General features: G+C 35.5%; 11 protein-coding genes. 9 read left to right on the forward strand and 2 right to left on the reverse strand.

From position 1 onward, the window contains the following. Positions 1-490: 490 nt before the first annotated feature. Positions 491-4,912 (forward strand): S8 family serine peptidase, encoded by a 4,422-nt coding sequence (locus tag B6K90_RS12755; protein WP_088013154.1) that lies wholly within the window; start codon positions 491-493, stop codon positions 4,910-4,912. 197 nt (positions 4,913-5,109) lie between these two features. Here the strand turns inward: B6K90_RS12755 and B6K90_RS12760 are convergent, their stop codons facing one another. Next, a complete protein-coding gene (locus B6K90_RS12760) occupies positions 5,110-6,528 on the reverse strand; it encodes an amino acid permease (RefSeq protein WP_088013155.1) in 1,419 nt (472 codons plus the stop codon). A 670-nt stretch (positions 6,529-7,198) separates the two neighbouring features. Between B6K90_RS12760 and B6K90_RS12765 the strand changes: the two genes are divergently transcribed. Then, positions 7,199-8,467 (forward strand): efflux RND transporter periplasmic adaptor subunit, encoded by a 1,269-nt coding sequence (locus tag B6K90_RS12765; protein WP_088013156.1) that lies wholly within the window; start codon positions 7,199-7,201, stop codon positions 8,465-8,467. A 140-nt stretch (positions 8,468-8,607) separates the two neighbouring features. On the opposite strand, the gene B6K90_RS12770 is transcribed toward B6K90_RS12765, so the two are convergent. Further along, on the reverse strand, positions 8,608-9,900 hold the full coding sequence (locus B6K90_RS12770; protein WP_088013157.1) for an MFS transporter: 1,293 nt from the start codon (positions 9,898-9,900) through the stop codon (positions 8,608-8,610). A gap of 464 nt (positions 9,901-10,364) precedes the next feature. On the opposite strand from B6K90_RS12770, the gene B6K90_RS12775 reads away from it, so the two are divergent. The 7 genes from B6K90_RS12775 to B6K90_RS12805 all read left to right on the forward strand — a co-directional run bounded on the left by B6K90_RS12775 (position 10,365) and on the right by B6K90_RS12805 (position 17,871). After that, positions 10,365-11,171: an alpha/beta fold hydrolase gene (locus B6K90_RS12775; RefSeq protein WP_088013158.1), complete on the forward strand. Its 807-nt coding sequence runs from the start codon at positions 10,365-10,367 to the stop codon at positions 11,169-11,171. Positions 11,172-11,202: 31 nt separating this feature from the next. After that, the gene (locus B6K90_RS12780) at positions 11,203-11,997 is read left to right on the forward strand and encodes an IclR family transcriptional regulator (protein ID WP_088013159.1); all 795 of its coding nucleotides are present in this window, start codon (positions 11,203-11,205) and stop codon (positions 11,995-11,997) included. Positions 11,998-12,272: 275 nt separating this feature from the next. Next, positions 12,273-12,806 (forward strand): cupin domain-containing protein, encoded by a 534-nt coding sequence (locus B6K90_RS12785; protein WP_088013160.1) that lies wholly within the window; start codon positions 12,273-12,275, stop codon positions 12,804-12,806. Positions 12,807-12,915: 109 nt separating this feature from the next. Further along, on the forward strand, positions 12,916-13,836 hold the full coding sequence (locus tag B6K90_RS12790) for a VOC family protein (RefSeq protein ID WP_088013161.1): 921 nt from the start codon (positions 12,916-12,918) through the stop codon (positions 13,834-13,836). 65 nt (positions 13,837-13,901) lie between these two features. Further along, a complete protein-coding gene (locus tag B6K90_RS12795; protein ID WP_088013162.1) occupies positions 13,902-14,693 on the forward strand; it encodes an SDR family oxidoreductase in 792 nt (263 codons plus the stop codon). A 31-nt stretch (positions 14,694-14,724) separates the two neighbouring features. Beyond that, the gene (locus B6K90_RS12800) at positions 14,725-16,413 is read left to right on the forward strand and encodes a thiamine pyrophosphate-binding protein (RefSeq protein ID WP_088013163.1); all 1,689 of its coding nucleotides are present in this window, start codon (positions 14,725-14,727) and stop codon (positions 16,411-16,413) included. A gap of 12 nt (positions 16,414-16,425) precedes the next feature. Then, positions 16,426-17,871 carry an aldehyde dehydrogenase family protein gene (locus B6K90_RS12805; RefSeq protein ID WP_088013164.1) on the forward strand — a complete coding sequence of 482 codons (1,446 nt, stop codon included), beginning with the start codon at positions 16,426-16,428 and terminating at the stop codon, positions 17,869-17,871. Positions 17,872-17,883 lie beyond the last annotated feature (12 nt).

Below are 17,883 nucleotides of genomic sequence, written 5' to 3' on the forward strand. Positions count from 1 at the left end.
TAATTTGGGATTTCAAACACCTAAATTTACTATAGAAGTCTTACAGTATTTTTTCATATTTTTTAAAAATTTATGAGTATTTATCTAGGTACATAAATAAATCTAGAACTTTAAGTCTATAAAATACATACTTAAAACGCTAATATTATACAAAATTTTACATATTTTTATGAAATGTACAATAAAACTTTAAAAATTTTAAAAATATTGGGAATTTTATAAAGGGATTTTGACTCAATTAAAAGAATAATTAATTTATCTATTATTCCTTAAAAAAACTTTTTAAAAAATTATTAAGAAAGTATAGGTATTAATAGGATCAATTAAGATGAAAGGAGATATTAGGGGGGATCTGGAATAAACCTAGAGGTTGGCATGTTCTTATTTGAGAAATACGTCAATAAATCTGTCGATATACCTCGAATGACACAGGGGAAGTTTTATACTAATCTATTTTTTTCACTTAAATTTTCTTGAAAGGAACTGAGAAATGAATAACAAAAAAAATCGTAAAATAACTACATATGCATTAGCATCTGCTCTTGCTCTTTCTAATTTAGCTTTTGTTTCACCAACTTCAGCTGAATCATACCGACCAGGTGATTTAGCATCCAAGTTGGAACAAATTAAACAATCACAGGAAACAAAAGAACTACAAAATAAAAACAAAGTATCTGATGCAAAAGCAAATTTAAAAGCGTCAGATAAAGTTCGCGTTATCGTTGAAATGGATGGACAGTCACCAGTTGAATACGCAACAAAACAAGGGAAATTGTTTAAGGACTTATCTGAAAGTCAAAAGTCTAGTCTTTATGCAAAAGTAAATAGCCAACAAAGTTCGGTAAAATCAAAGCTACAATCAAAAGGAATCAACATTAATTATAAAAAACAATTTTCAACTGCATTTAACGGTTTCAGTGGTGTAGTTGCATATGGTGATGTAGCAAAAATTGAAGCTACTTCAGGTGTAAAAAATGTCTTTTTAGCGAATGAATACAATCGTCCTACAGCTGAACCATCTACACCAGATATGACGAAGAGTCATCAATTTATCCAGTCTAAAGAAACTTGGAAAGATACTGGTTTTGACGGTAAAGGTATGGTTATCTCCATTATTGACACAGGGATTGATCCTACACACCGCGATTTCAAATTAACTGATCCTTCAAAAGAAGACTTAACAAAAGATTCAGTAGCACAAATTGTAAAAGATAAAGCTTTACCAGGTAAATTCTACACTGACAAGGTTCCTTATGGTTATAACTATTATGACCAAAACAGTATCGTTACGGACCTTGGACCTGGTGCTTCAATGCATGGTATGCACGTAGCAGGTATTACAGCCGCTAACGGTGACGAAGCAAACGGTGGTATTAAAGGGGTTGCACCAGAAGCGCAAGTTCTTGCGATGAAGGTATTCAGTAATGACCCAAGCTATCCATCTACATGGTCTGATATTTATCTTGCAGCTATTGACGATTCTATTAAACTAGGTGCAGATGTATTAAATATGAGCCTTGGATCTGTAGCATCTTCTTATGAGCCAAATAGTGCAGAAGATCTTGCAATTACTCGTGCAGTTGATAATGGTATTGTGTGTGCTGTTTCTTCTGGTAACTCTAACCATATTGGTTATGGATGGGGAGATCCTCTATCACAAAACCCTGATATCGGTGTAACAGGTGCGCCTGGTCTGAATAAAGATACAATCTCAGTAGCAGCTTCTGGAAATGAAGCTTATCTGTATGAACATGCGATTACTGTTGATGGTAATAATGGTCTTAGCGTTGTTGGTAAGGGAATCGATGCTTGGAAAGATCTATCAGATAAATTTGGTGGAAATATTCCAGTTGTAAATCTTGGCAAAAAAGATGGGAACTACAAATTAGGTGGACCAGATGACTATAAAGGTGTAGATGTTAAAGGGAAAATCGTATTAGTAGCACGTGGTACATATACTTTTGCTGATAAAACGAAATATGCCGCTCAAGCCGGCGCAGCAGGTATTATCGTATGGAATGCAAACAACGGTACTCAATATGCTGACCAAGGCGGATGGGATGTTCCGATGATGCTTGTTAACTCAAAAGCAGATGGTGAAGCATTATTTAATTCGATTAATGGTTCAGGAACAATTCATGTTAACCAAACAGCTAAAAATGAAAGTCCTGAAATGGGCCGTATGACTGGCTTCACTTCATGGGGAGTTACACCTAGCCTTGAGTTAAAGCCAGAAATTACAGCTCCGGGTGGAAATATTTACTCAACTGTTAATAACAACCAATACGAAGTAATGAGCGGTACTTCAATGGCAGCTCCACACGTAGCTGGTGGTTCAGCATTAGTACAAGAGTACTTGAAAAATGATAATCGTTTCAGTTCGTTAAGCTTAAGTCAACGTACTCACTTAGCGAAAGTGTTATTAATGAATACTGCAAAAGTTATTAATGATTTAGATGGTCATCCATTCTCCCCACGCCGTCAAGGTGCAGGTATGATGCAAATTGAAAACGCTGTTACAACACCAGTTTACTTCTATAGCAAGGCAACAGGTGAAGCTAAGTACGAATTGAAGGATTTCCAATCTAAGCAAGTATCAATGACTTTTACAGCTAAAAATATTTCTGATAAAGATGCTGAATATAAAGTTGACACAAATGCGTTAACAGATGAATTCTATAAAACTGCTGATGTTGATCGTAATGCGCTTCAAACAGGTGCATTAGATGGTGCAAAAATAGATGCTCCTGAAACGATTAAAGTTCCAGCGGGTCAATCGGTTGATTTCACTGTAAAAATTGATTTAACGAATGCAAAAATTCCTGGATTCGATAAAGATGATAAGAAAATTTTAGTAGATCTTCATGACAACATTTTTGTTGAAGGATCTGTAAATCTTATCGGTACAAATGGCAATCCAAATTTAACAGCTCCATACGTAGGCTTCTACGGTAAGTGGGACAGTTTGCCAATCGTTGATGGATTCAAAGATCTTGGTGAAACTCGTTATTTTGATTTACAACCGTATTTTAAAAAGAATTATAATATCGATGATGCACATGATATGACAACTGATTATGATAGTACATTCTTGGAAGCTGCTCCTGGAAAGGATGGAAAGAATTATTTCGCGTTTTCACCAAACGGCGATAACAGTGGTGATGATATTAATGCTCTTCCATCATTCTTAAGAAATGCATCAGAAGTACAATATAATATCCTTGACAAAGACGGTAAATTCCTTCGCCGTTTAAGTGCTCAATCTGACGTTACAAAAAATGCCTATGACAATGGTAAAGGCACACCGTTTAAGGATAGTGAGTCAACTATTTGGGATGGTAAAGTAAATGGTGCAGTTATGCCGGATGGTTTTTACAATTACGAGATTAAATCTGTAATTGGCTACGATAATGCAAAGTGGCAGTCTAAGAAGATTCCTGTTTATATTGATACTCATGCTCCAACTATTAAAGCAACTTATGATCCTGATAAGAAAATTGTATCTTGGGAAGGGTCAGATGAAGGAACTGGAGTCAAAGTATATGGTATTTTCGTAAATGGAACACTAGAAGGCACAACTGATAATACAAAATCTTCTTTTGATTTATCAAAAGCTCCTGCTAAAGCTTTAGTAGAAGTAGTTGCTATGGACTATGCAGGTAACGGGGTAGAAGATATTGCTACAATTGGTGACGTAGATCTTCCATTAGTATATATCACTGACGGATCAAAAGATGATAGTGGTGAATATATTCCAAACTCACCAGAGCCTTGGGGAGCTTACAGTGATAATACAGTTCCAGTTAAAGGTTTCGTAACAGATGATATTGGTATTAAAACAGTTAAAGTTAACGGAAAAGAAGTTCCAACTACTTTTGATACTAAGACTGGACACTACAACTATTCAACAACTGTAACATTTGACCAAGATGGACCGTTCACTGTTCAAGTAGAAGCAACAGATTTTGCTAACAAAAATTTCTCAGTTGCACGCCATATTTATGTTGATACTCACGCAGCAGAAATTAATGTACTAAACGCTCCTACTCGAGTGAATAAAAACGTAGATGAAGTTACATTTAAAGTAAACTTAAAAGATAACTACAGCTACTTAAACTTCTTCGTTGGTGAAAACCATGAGTTTGAAGTTCCATTAATTAGTCCAGTGGATGTTGTAAAACCACTAAACAAAGATCATGAAGTAACTGTACCATTAAAAGAAGGACAAAATAAAATTACGTTAAGAGCGACTGACCTTGCTGGTAATGAAACAGTGAAGGAAGTAGTAATTAATCGTGCAGATGCTCCGATTAAAACTGGTTGGGTAGTTGAAAATGGCAAAAAATACTACTACAATAGCAAAGGTGTTAAAGCAGTTGGTTTAACTACAATCGGTGGTAAAAAATATTACTTCGATAAAGACGGAGTAATGAAAACTAGTTGGGTAGTAATAAATGGAAAACGTTATTACTTCGATAAATATGGAGTAATGAAAACTAGCTGGTTAGTATTAGGTACTAAACACTATTACTTTGATAAATACGGAGTAATGAAAACTAGCTGGTTAGAATTAAATGGTAAGAAGTATTACTTCGATAAATACGGAGTGATGAAAACTAGCTGGTTAGTATTAGGTACAAAACACTATTACTTTGATAAATATGGAGTAATGAAAACTAGTTGGTTAGTATTAGGTAATAAACATTATTACTTTGATAAATACGGAGTAATGAAAACTGGTTGGTTAGTATTAGGTTCAAAACACTACTACTTCGAAAGTAACGGAGTAATGTTTACTAATGGTTGGAAAAAAATAAATGGTAAATATTATTACTTCAACAAATCTGGAGTAATGGCAGTAAATACTACAATCGGTAAATATAAAGTTGGTAAAGACGGAGCAAGAAAGTAAAAGGTAAGCTTTTAATTTAAAAGCTTACTAGAATTAGGAAAGTTTTTATGCATGTATTCGATTTAATTTCGAATACATGCTTTTTTGTTTAGAACTGGATTTATAGGAATGCAAAATGAAGAATGCCACAAGAAAATTAATTCCCTTGTGGCATTCTTCGTTTTTAGTGGCTTATTAAGTGCCGTTCTTTTGCTACTTTAGCTTATTTTAGATTTATTATTGTTGTTTGACGTCTCTAATGCACTTCTTTTCTTACCATACAACATATAAATAACAAGTCCTATAGCCATCCATACAATAAAACGAATAAATGTAATGCCTGGAAGACTAGCAATTAGATAAGCTGAGAATCCGATCCCGATTATAGGAATAAGTGGAACTAATGGTGTTTTGAACCCTCTTTTTAAGTCAGGACGTTTTACACGTAATACAATAATAGAAGAACAAATTAATATAAATGCTGTTAACGTTCCGATATTAACTAATTCGGCAACTTCGTTTATTGGAGTAACGCCAGCTACAAAAGCAGTAATTAAACCAATTATTAAAGTAGGACGATATGGAGTTTTATACTTAGGATGTAATTTGGTAAACCATTTTGGTAATAGACCATCTCTACTCATTGAGAACCAAATACGAGATCCAGCAAGCATAAATGAGAACAATACTGATAGAATACCTGTAATAGCAGCGGCAGAAATGATTATTGTAATCCACTTCATTCCGATATTACTAAATGCTTTTGCTACAGGTGCTGCATTATTAAGTGTTTCATAAGGAGCCATACCTGTAATAATAAGTGACATTGCAACATACAAACATAAAGCGACAGCTAATGATATGATAACTGCAAGTGGTAAATCGCGTTGAGGTCTTTTTGCTTCTTCTGCTGCTGTAGTTAATGTGTCATAACCGAATACAGCAAAGAATACTAGAGCTGCTCCACTCATTACGCCATGAAAACCAAAAGGCATGAAAGGATGCCAGTTAGCTGAATTAATATGAAAACTTCCTACGCCAATAACTAATAGAATAATACCTAATTTGATGATAACCATTACAGAATTAAATTTAGAACCCATTTCAGTTCCTAATGTAAGTAAGCCCGCAATTCCAAGACTAACTAAAACGGCAATTAAGTCAACTTTGTGACCTGCTCCAGTACCAGGTGCGCCTTGTGCCCATACAGGAATATGAACACCCATTTGTAGTAAAAACTCTTGCATGTAGCCAGACCATCCAATGGCTACTACTGCAACAACTAGGGCATACTCAAGTAACAAATCCCATCCGATTAACCAAGCTGTACCTTCTCCTAAAACAGCATAGCTGTAAGTATAGGCACTTCCGGCTACCGGTATTAATCCAGCAAATTCAGCATAACACAATGCTGCTGCTGCGCTAGCTAAACCAGCAATAATAAACGATAAGAGAACTGCCGGACCAGCATGTTCAGCCGCTGCTACACCAGTTAATACGAAGATACCAACACCTATGATACCGCCTAAACCGATGGCAGTCAGTTGCCATAAACCTAGAACGCGCTTAAGTCCAGTATTTTTAGCCCCATCTCGTTGAAGCTGTTCAATCGACTTTTTCCTGAAAAAAGCATTCATCCAAAGACTCCCCCTTTTTGTGAATTATCTGTATTTTTAGTAAATAGCACACTGCTTAAAAGAGTGCGTAGTAACTAATCAATTTGTATCGGGAGAGAGTGATTCTAATTCCCAAAATTGATGGAGGAAAGACTGTTAATCCTCTAAATTTTCCGTAAGCGTTTTCTAATGCAAATACGATAAACACTTAAATCGATGTATGGAATGGGAAGCATAATCCTTTCCTACAAATATATTTTTTGTATTGTAACATAGTTCAATAATCCTACGCAATTATAGTATGAATGTTTTAAATATTATATTTTGAGCTAATAAAATATTAATTCTAATTAATTTAATGGAAGTTTGTGCGAAAATACATAGATTTATCAAGGCATTCTGTGGCTTTTTTAGTAGACTCTACTAATTTGAACTTTCTGTTAAACATTCAAACATAATCGATAAATTATTTTTCGGATATTAAAATTTGAATATTCCGAAATAATAAAAAATACTTGAATCATCCTTTTAATTTAATCAAAAAGACAAATAAAAAGGCTTATTAAAAAAAACATATTAAATATTTATGATTTTCTAAAAAATCTCCTTGAAACACTTTTTAAAAAAATAGACAATAGATATAGGAGAAGTTCGTATTAAGTTATTGGCAAGATTAGGAAGGGGTATAGTTATGGAATCCGCGAAAAGAATTGACGAGGAAAAAGAACAAGAACTAGCAAAAGTAATTACGCCACGTCAGAAGAAATTTATTTTAATAGGGATCATTGTTCTTTTAATCGTTTCTGTGATTCTTAGCGTAGCAGTAATAGAAATTAAAAAAAGTAAATCGAAAACATTACAGTTTATCAGTCCAGCGGTAAAAAGTTTTACGAAAACTGAAACAGTGACCGGCCGTGTAGTACAAAGTCATACTGACACGATTTTTGTAAATCCAGCTAAAGGTTCTATAAATGAGATTTTTGTTAAAGAAGGAGATACTGTCACGAAAGGGCAAAAACTTTTTTCTTATGAAGATACTACTATAGCAGCTGAAATAGGACAAGCAGAAGTAAATAAGAAGCTAGCAGAAACAACTGTTACGCAGAAAAGCGAACAAATTTCCTCATTAGAGAAAGACATTCAAAATGCAATTTCGGTGTCATCATCTAATACAACTGGTGTAAATACAAATACAACAGATGAAAATGCAACAAATACAACGAATACACCAGAAATTCAATCGCTACAAGCTCAACTTAATACTGCAAAAGAAGAGCTTAATGCGGCACAGCTAAAAGTAGAACAATATACACTTGAAGCTGAAAAACTGAAAGCACAACAAGAATCTTTAACTGTTAACAGTAATAATGATGGGGTAGTACTTAACTTGAACAAAAGTATCGGTCAAGGCTATAAAGCGACAGATAAGCAGCAAATCTCAATTATGCAAATTGCTTCAAATGAACCATTTCAAATTGAAGGAATGCTAACCGAAGAAGAGAAAGCAAAAGTTGAGCCAGGCCAATCAATTAAAGTCAGTTCAAAAGTTATTGCCAATAAGAGCTGGAAAGGAAGTATTTCAGAGGTAAGTAATTATCCTATGAATGATACGTCCACGAAGCAAGATAAGAATACAAAAAAAGAAGCTATACCATATTACTCTTTTAGAGCAACGCTAGATTCACAAGAGAAATTATATCCAGGCTACGAAACAAAGCTTGATATTATAGTGCAGTCAAAAGATTTATTAGCCGTACCTGAAACGAGTATTAAAGGATCAGGAAAATCAAAATATGTGTATGTACTTAAAAAAGGAACTATTTATAAACAAAAAGTAAAAACTGGACAAAAACAAGGGAAATATGTTGCCATTCTTAAAGGAGTAAAGGAAGGGGATAAAGTAGGGAAAAATCCTTCCTGGACTGTCCGCCCTGGAACTAAGATTGATTTAGATAAGTAATAGAATAGACGAGCACTATAGAAAATGCACTTTACTATAGTGGTCGTCTATTTATTGTCTCGGACTGTTGACAAGCACAAAGAGAGAGCTAGTTATAAGCTCTCTCTTTCTTAATTTATAAAAGCGTTTTCAAAAAAAGATTAAGCATTTAACTTTTGTGGAGGTTGTTGAACAGCGCGTAGTTCAGTTGCTTCTTCTTTAATAGAGAATAAATAAGCGATCAATCCTAGGAGAGCCGTAATGATTAACATAATAATTGAGGAAGTGAAGTTGCCCCCCGATGAATCACGTAACCAACCCATAATATAGCTAGAAAAGCCACCCATTAGATTGGTAAATCCGATTAAACCTGCTGCACGACCTGCAGTCTCTTGCGTTGAATATTTTACTAAGAACATGTTACTAAGATGGAAGACACCACCTTGACATCCCATTGCAAGTCCCATGCAAACTCCTGCTAATATTGGATTTGGAACAAGAACTGCCGTTGTTAAAAATATGGCAGTCAGTGAAAATAATATTGTTGCCATTAAGCTTGGGCGTCTTGTTTTATCGGCAAGAAAGCCACATGCTAGAACAAATCCAAGTGCAAATAACCACGATAAAGAAGTGATACTTGTCATACCTTCACGCTCAAAACCTTTTGCCTCGATCAAATACGTTGGTAGCCAAATGCTTATTCCGAAGAAAAGGAAAGAACAGACTAACATACCAAACCATACAATCCAGAAACGATAATCTTGAATAAAATTTTTATTCCCATTTGAACTACTTATTTGTTCTACTGATTCAACTGGGCGTTGAATTAGAGCCAACTCCTCATTGCTAACCCACGGATGTTCGGCAGGTGTATTTCTTGTAAGAAAAATAAACATTGGAATATTAATTAAAAAGTTAAAGCCAGCGAGTAGAAAGAAAGCTGATTGCCAATGTAGTGATGAAATAACAAGTACTAATATGACTGCTCCTATTGCTGGTCCTAAATAGTTACCTGTAAGCCAAGATGCCTGAGCTCGCCCTAGCTCTCGTTTGTTGAACCAAGCAGAAATAAATTTTCCTGAAACAGGAATCATCATCCCTTCCCCAAATCCAAGAATAATTCGGCTTATAATAAATGCTTCATATGTAGTGGATAGTCCGGACGAGAACATAGTAAGAGACCAAACAAATAATCCAGCTATGGCCGTTTTTCTTGCACCAAATTTATCAATAATGAATCCCCAAAATAGATTCGACACTCCATATGCAATCGTAAAAACAAATGAAAGAAGACCAATTTTTGCATTTTTGTCAACACCAGTCATTCCGAGTGCTTTCAAAAACTCTGGATCCGTTTGTATGACAGAAATGCCAACTTTATCAATTTGTCCGAAGAACCAAAAGAAAAAGATTGGTAAAGCAATTAAAATCCATCTTTTTTGTCTATGTAGCATTAAAATTCTCTCTCCTTTTAAAATCAAGTCATTGCGTTTAAAATTTGGAAGGAAAAAGCAGAAACTACGTTTAGCTAATAGATATGAAGTTCAATAATTTGTGTTGAAACTCCACGTTTTTATTTTGTCTTAACTTGTATGATTCACTCCCTTCAAAAAAATGTAAACGTTTTAAATATAAAACAGTGTTTCATTTTTTAATAATGAAACTCTTTTAAAGATAAAATAATTAGAAAAGTTTGTCAATTGAGAATTTAATGAAATATTTTCCAGTTTTTATTTTAAATGCTACTAAAATATAGTTTACCTATGCACTGAAAAAATAGACTTATTGACATTAAATTCTGACAAATCTATAATTCAAGTGAAAAAACATGTTTTTTATATAAAACACAATGTTTTTAAATCATTATGTGATATTTGATTTAGTAGATTTGAGTAAAGTAAAAGTGGAGGTAATGTGAATGCCAATTAGTCATTTAAAAGAGTTATCGATTCATTACAGGGAATCTGGTGAAGGACAAGCCCTTGTAATTTTACATGGTTTGGGAAACAATTCTCAGTCATGGAAGCATCAATTAAGTGAATTGAAAGAGCATTATAGAGTAATCGTTTGGGATGCCCCTGGTTATGGTGGGAGTTCTGATCTAAAAGAAGAGTTTCGTCAATTTTCCGAGTTTGCTAATGTACTTAAAGAGTTTTTGGATAGTCTAGAGCTAGATTCTATCTATTTACTAGGTCATTCAATGGGCTCTGCAATTGCAATTGATTTTACGAGCCGTTTTCCACATATGGTCGATTCGTTAATTATTTCAGATGCAACACGTGGAGCAGCTGGAATAAGTAGAGAAGAAAACGAGAAAAAACTTCAAAATAGATTAAACTCCATTGAAAATCTACATCCAAGTGAACTTGCTAGAAAAAGAGTAAAAGCATTACTAGCTCCGAATGCATCAGCTGAGGTTATAAAAGAGGCTGAGCGCATAATGTCACAAGTACGTCCATCTGGTTACCGTTCTGTTTCCTACTCATTATCAAACTTAAACCAAATGGAGATTCTGTCTTCAATAACTGTTCCAACACTTGTTATGTGTGGGGAGTTAGATCAAGTAACTCCAGTAAGTGAATCACAAATATTCCACGAGTTGATTCCAAATTCAGAATTTGTTATCGTTCCAAATACAGGGCATTTATGCTATCAAGAAGACCCTAAACTATTTAATCAATCCGTGTTAAACTTTTTAAAGAAACAACCGATAGGTCAAAAATAATTGAATCTATGTATTAGGAGAGGTTTGCTCGATGGATAATGTAGAAAAAGAAAAATATAGCGCAAATTCATTAGTAAGAGGTTTAGAAATTATTAAGCTTTTTAATGAGGAACATCCTAGTTTATCACTTTCTGAGATTGCAAAAAAATTAGGGGTAAGCAGAACGGTACCTTATCGATTACTTTACACACTGCAGTCAATCGGATACTTAACACAGGATGAAAATACGAAACAATATTCATTAACTCCAAAGGTTCTTGAATTAGGATTTAGTTATATAAATAGCCTGAAAATACCTGAAATTGCACAACCTTATATGGAATCATTACGTGATGAAATAGGTGCTTCTTGTCATTTGTCTATTTTAGACGGACATGAAGTAGTTTATGTAGGGAGTGCTCCAGTTAGAGGGGTTTCAGCAGTCAATGTGAACATTGGTTTAAGATTACCAGCTCATGCAACTGCAAATGGAAAACTACTTCTTGCGTACGAACCGAAAGAAAGTCTCATGCAGCTGTTCCAAGTTACAAATTTAACACCATATACAGATAAGACTTTGACGACTCCTGGGGAGTTTATGGATCAATTAGAAAATATACGTCAAAATGGCTACTCTATGACTAGCGGAGAGTTTCATCAAGGTATCCATTCCATCGCAGCGCCAATTTACGGTAGAACAGGAAAGGTTTTAGCGGCCTTGAATATCGTAGCCACTGAATTATCTTATCAAGAAGATTTTATGAATAAAGTAGCACTGCCTAAACTACTAGATGTCTCTGTTTTACTATCAAACTATATGGGTTACAATGGCAGAGTTTCAAATTAGGTAAAATAGATTAAGTTAAAAATATGGGTTCCTACACTGGAGTCCATATTTTTTTTGCTTAAAAAACTAGTTAAAAACATTGAAAATACAGTGTTTTTACTAATTCGATTTTTATAACATATCAAAATTTTCTAAAAACTATGTTGACACAAAAGAAAATCCATCCTAGAATTATTTTATAGATAAAACACTGTTTTGTATATGAAACAAACTAAAAGTTACATACAAAACATTTTGTTTAATAAAAGACCAACAATACAGGGAGGAATTTTAAAATGACAAATGAAACTTTTTCAGTTAAAGAATTTGAAAAAAAATACGTGGCTCGCTTAGAAGACCGTACGCTAGATTGGAATGTATTAAAGTTTCAAGAGGAAATCGATCCTAGATATAAACGTGCTCAAATGCGTTATATTGGACGTGGCGCGACAGCGAATAATGACTCAAATGTAGTTGCAGCAGAACATTTTACATTAAGTACAATGGTTCTACCTCCTGGCTGTATTGGGCCTTTGCATCTTCACGATGATGTAGAAGAAGTGTTTTTCATTCTTGAGGGAGAAGTTACTGCTTTAATTCAAGAAGTTGGTAAAGATGAAGTACATGAAATTAAATTAAATGCTAGAGATTGTATTAGTACACCTCCTGGCGTTCATCGAGGCATTCGAAACGATGGAGATACTGAAGCACGTATGTTAGTTATGCTTGGTGCAGTGAAACCAAACTTACCAACATATCCACAAGGAAGTGCACTTGAGGACCTTCGTAAACAACGCGCTAAAGAAAGAGAAGCAATCATCAAAGGTTAATTAAAAAAATTGAAAAGGGTCAGCTGCATTTTGAATAAATTGCAGCTGCCTTTTTCAATAGAGTTAATAAAAGAAAGCGCTTTATATAGATGAATGGGAGGGATTGTTGATGCTAGGAATTACTCATTTAAGACATATAAGTTTGATCACACCAAACTTTGACGAACAAGTGAATTTTTACGAAAAGGTTTGGGGTTTAGATCGTGTAAGTGTTTCAGATGACAATATCGCATATTTTCGAGGGGCAGGACCAGAGCATCATATACTAAGCCTTCGTGAAGGAGATAAATGCGGTTTACACCATATCGCATTTGGAATGGTTGATAAAAATGCAGTGGATCGTGCAGCGGAAATCTTACATTCAAAAGGTGTACATATTATTGAAGAACCGGGTTATTTGGATGAAGCAGGGGGAGGATATGGACTTCGATTTGTTGATCCAGAAAACCGTGTAATCGAACTTTCTGCTTGGGTAGAGGTTCAAACATCAATTTGGACTAATAAAAATGTTGACCCGGTTAAATTAAACCATGTAGTTATGAATACAAAAGATTTAGATATGATCGTGGAGTTCTATACAGATGTGCTTGGATTTAAAGTGACTGATTGGAGCGAACATCAAATGTCGTTCTTAAGGTGTAATCGAAAACATCACTCGATTGCATTTAACCAAGATGCACACTCTTCAGTTAATCATATTGCTTACGAGGTTGATTCGGTAGATGAGCTGATGCGAGGCATTAGTAATGTTAGGAAAGCTGGACTAAGTGAGCTATGGGGCCCAGGTCGACATGGTCCTGGTAATAATATCTTTTGTTATTTCCAAGATCTCGGTGGATTTGTCATGGAATACACATGTTATCTTGAAACGATTGAAGATGAGGCGGAGTGGAGAGCGCGAGTTTGGAAACGTGTGCCACATTTAATGGATCAATGGGGAATTGCTGGTCCACCAAAACCAGAGGCTCGTAAAGCTATGGGCGGAGAGCCGGACACTGGCTGGGTAGATACAATGGTTAAAGTACGTTAAAGAGTTTATATAAAATGTTTTAAGTAATACGAATTACATGAAAGTTTTAATAAGGGGTTGAAGGGATGGATCTTGGGTTAAAAGGAAAAGTTGCAGTAATTATGGGCGGCACTTCTGGTGTCGGGCTGAAGACAGCCGAATTATTTTTAGGAGAAGGTGCTAAAGTAGCGATTTGCGGAAGAAGCAAAGAGCGCGCAGATAAAGCATTAAATCATTTACACTCATATGGCAAAAGCGAAGATCTATTTGCGATGACTTGTGATGTTACATCAAAAGAGGAAGTTAACTCGTTTATTCAACAAACAGCAGAAAAATTTGGTGGAATTGACACGTTAGTGAACGCAGCTGGTCAAAGTGTAATGGGGCATTTTTTCGATATTACGGATGAACAGTGGCAGGAACAGATTCAGTTAAAGTATTTTGCAATTATTTATGCAGTTCGTGCAGCTCATCCTTATTTAGTAAAAAGAGGAGGAGGCAGAATTATTAATATAAATGCAACTTTAGCAAAAGAACCTGAGCGTCATATGGTAGCAACAGCAGCAACACGTGCAGGACTTTTAAATTTAAGCAAAACGTTGTCTCAAGAATTGGCATCAGACAATATTTTAGTAAATTCAGTAAGTCTTGGATTAATCCGGACTGATCAATGGGAACGAAGAAGATTGAAAAATGCTCCTCATATGGATCCTGAAGAATATTATAGAGACCTCGCGATAAAAAGAAATATTCCACTAGGTCGTGTAGGTGAAGCGGAAGAAGTTGCTAGTGTAATAGTATTTCTTGCTTCAGACAAAGCGAGTTATGTAGCTGGTTCTACAATTGAAACTGCAGGTGCAATCGGTAAAGCACTTTAAATAAATTATTAGACAAAGGTAGGATACTAAGATGAAAAATCAAGAAGAAATTGTATTTACTACTGCGGATGCCGTCGTAAAAGAGTTAGTTCAAGCAGGCGTAGAAGTCGCTTTTGGAATTGTAAGTATTCACAACATGCCCATCTATGACGCGATTTTAAGGGATGGAAGAATCAAACTAATCTGTTCACGTGGCGAAAGTGGAGCAGTAAATATGGCAGATGGCTATGCTCGTGCAACAGGAAAATTAGGTGTTGTTATTACTAGTACAGGAACAGGAGCAGGAAACGCAGCTGGTTCATTAGTAGAAGCTTGGGCAGCCGGAGTTCCACTTCTTCATCTGACGGGAGAAGTAGCATCACCTTATCTTGGAACTGGTAAAGGGTATATACATGAATGTAAAGATCAGCTTTCAATGATGAGCGGTGCATGTAAAAATGCTGTAAGACTTAGAAGACCTGAACAAACAGCAGGAGTAGTAAGAAAAGCAATTGAAGAAGCATTAACTGCTCCAACAGGACCGGTTACATTAGAAATTCCAATCGATTTTCAATCAGCGATTATTGAGGATGTTTCGATTAATAAAGCACATATGGATGTTTATAAACAGCAGTTAACAACAGTTATACCGGAATCAGCAATAACTAAAATTTTAGAAGCACGTCGTCCAGTTATTTGGGCTGGTGGCGGTGTTATTTCTGCTAATGCGTCAAAAGAGTTAACAAATTTGGCAGAAATTATCGGCGCAGCTGTTATTACTAGTCAGTCAGGAAAAGGCTCGATACCAGAAGATCATGAGCAATGTATAGGTCATTTTGCAGCCAATGAGTCTACTAAAGAGTTTTTGAGAAATACAGATTTATTAATCAGCGTAGGAGTACGCTTCAGAGGAAACGAAACATCAAATTGGAAAGTAACTGTCCCTGAAGAACATATCTCGATTGATGCAGATTTTAATGCAATTAATCGTAATTATAAAGCGAAAATCGGGTTAGTCGGAGATGCCAAGGATATTTTATCGGCTCTAATTAATAAAATCGATGAAAAATCAGTTTCGGTTTTACCATCTTATATAGAAGAAGTACGTAACTTAAGAAATGCAGTACGAGGACAACTTCGTAAAACACTTGGTCCGTTTGAACAATTTGTAGATGGAATGAGAGAGATTTTACCGAGGGATACAATTTTAGTTCGAGATGTGACAGTACAAGCAAATGTATGGGGTAGCAGAATATTCGATATTTACGAACCTAGAACATCTATTCATGCATCCGGTGGAGGTATCGGTCAAGGTCTTCCTACTGCTATTGGAGCACAAGTAGGTTGCCCTCATCAAACAGTCGTACTGATGGCTGGTGATGGCGGATTTATGGTTAATGTAGGTGAAATGGTGACTGCAGCTGAAGAAAACCTGCCAATTATTATTGTGTTATTTGATGATTCAGGTTATGGAGTTCTTCGAAATATTCAAGAAGCAGCATACGGGCGCCAAGTGGCAGTGAATTTATTAAGTCCAGATTTTGTAAAACTAGCTGAGTCAATGCATTTTGAAGCAGCACGTATTGGTTCAGGAGACGAATTTGTTAATGAATTAAAGAAAGCAACTGAAAGAAGAAGACCAACAATGATCGTTGTCGATATGGAAGCAGTTGGACCTATGGCTATACCATTTGGTGGACCTCCAGGAGCAGCTGAAAGTTTTAAGCCAAAAAAATTATAAAGGGGATTCAGTATGATTTCGACATATCCAGTTGTATCAGGAAGATATCTCATAAATGGTGAATGGAAAGAAATAAATGAAACAGCTAGTATCATTAACCCTGCAAATAAGTCGGAAGTAATCGGTAAAGTTGCGTTATGTACTGAAGAAATCGTAAACGAAGCAATTGATGCAGCATCGACAGCATTTGAAGATTGGTCACAAAGTGAAGTTGAAAATCGCGTAGAAAGAATGAAAGTAGCGGCGAAGGAACTATCTAAAATTATTGAAGAAAATGTTTCATTATTTGTACGTGAAAATGGAAAAACACTTGTAGAAGCAAAAAAAGACTTATTACGCTGTGTTGAAGTGATGAATGGTGGAGCAGATGAACTACTTAAATGGTGGAATCCGGAGTTACTTCCAGGAAATCAGAAAGTTCAAGTACGAAGAAGAGCTAGAGGGGTCGCGGCAGTCATTACTCCTTGGAATTCGCCAATGATTTTAACATTTAAGCGAGTGATTCCAGCAGTTTTAGCAGGGAATACAGTGGTCGTAAAACCAGCTACAAATTGTCCACTAACAATTATGACTTGTTTAAAAGTAGTGGCTGAACATTTTCCACCTGGTGTAATTAATATTGTAACAGGTTCAGGAAAAATGATTGGTGACAAGCTTTGTTCTGATTCACGAGTTCGTACGATTGCTTTTGTCGGAAGTACACAAACAGGTAAAGATATTATGAAAAAGTCTTCAGGAAATCTTCAAAAAGTTTATATGGAGCTTGGTGGGAATGACCCGGCGATTATTTTAGAGGATGCTAACTTAGATGACGAAGCAATTAAACGATTAAGAATGAGCATTTTACGAGCAGCAGGTCAAGTTTGTTCAGCTATTAAGCGCGTATATGTACATGAAACTAGATATGTTGAATTAGTAAAAAAATTAAAGAAAGAATTTGAGCGAATTGTTGTAGGTGATGGTATTCAACCTGATGTAACAATGGGCCCATTAAATAATAAAGCTCAGTATGACTATGTCAACAGATTAATCGAGCGTACTGAAAAAGCAGGTGCCAATGTAATAACAGCTGGGATTCAACTGAATCCTGAAATGTGGGATCAAGGATACTACATCTTACCAACAATCGTAACAGGTGTTGACCAGCAAAGTGAGATCGTTCGTACAGAGCAATTCGGACCTGTCATTCCTATTTTACCTTTTTCAACGATTGACGAAGTTATCAAACTAGCAAATGACAGTGAATTTGGTTTAAGGGCTTCTGTTTGGACTGAAAATGAAGAATTAGCGGTTGAAATGGCAGATCGCTTAGAAGCAGGTGCAGTTTTTTATAATAACCATACTATCTTTAGTGATTTAGCATTGGATTTCCCAGGGTTAAAAGAGAGTGGTGTTTCAAGAGAAACGAGACATTGTGGATTGGAATTCTTTGCAGATTCATATGGATTTGCAAATTGAGGAAGGTGAATA

The sequence above is a fragment of the Gottfriedia acidiceleris genome (assembly GCF_002128425.1).
GTDB classification, from domain to species: Bacteria; Bacillota; Bacilli; order Bacillales; family Bacillaceae_G; genus Gottfriedia; species Gottfriedia acidiceleris.

Bases quoted from the DNA above. Each gene is read 5' to 3' on its own strand.
- B6K90_RS12785 (WP_088013160.1), top strand. From the start codon at position 12,273: ATGACAAATGAAACTTTTTCAGTTAAAGAATTTGAAAAAAAATACGTG.
- B6K90_RS12770 (WP_088013157.1), bottom strand. From the start codon at position 9,900: ATGCTACATAGACAAAAAAGATGGATTTTAATTGCTTTACCAATCTTT.
- B6K90_RS12790 (WP_088013161.1), top strand. From the start codon at position 12,916: ATGCTAGGAATTACTCATTTAAGACATATAAGTTTGATCACACCAAAC.
- B6K90_RS12775 (WP_088013158.1), top strand. From the start codon at position 10,365: ATGCCAATTAGTCATTTAAAAGAGTTATCGATTCATTACAGGGAATCT.
- B6K90_RS12755 (WP_088013154.1), top strand. From the start codon at position 491: ATGAATAACAAAAAAAATCGTAAAATAACTACATATGCATTAGCATCT.
- B6K90_RS12765 (WP_088013156.1), top strand. From the start codon at position 7,199: ATGGAATCCGCGAAAAGAATTGACGAGGAAAAAGAACAAGAACTAGCA.
- B6K90_RS12795 (WP_088013162.1), top strand. From the start codon at position 13,902: ATGGATCTTGGGTTAAAAGGAAAAGTTGCAGTAATTATGGGCGGCACT.
- B6K90_RS12805 (WP_088013164.1), top strand. From the start codon at position 16,426: ATGATTTCGACATATCCAGTTGTATCAGGAAGATATCTCATAAATGGT.
- B6K90_RS12780 (WP_088013159.1), top strand. From the start codon at position 11,203: ATGGATAATGTAGAAAAAGAAAAATATAGCGCAAATTCATTAGTAAGA.
- B6K90_RS12800 (WP_088013163.1), top strand. From the start codon at position 14,725: ATGAAAAATCAAGAAGAAATTGTATTTACTACTGCGGATGCCGTCGTA.
- B6K90_RS12760 (WP_088013155.1), bottom strand. From the start codon at position 6,528: ATGAATGCTTTTTTCAGGAAAAAGTCGATTGAACAGCTTCAACGAGAT.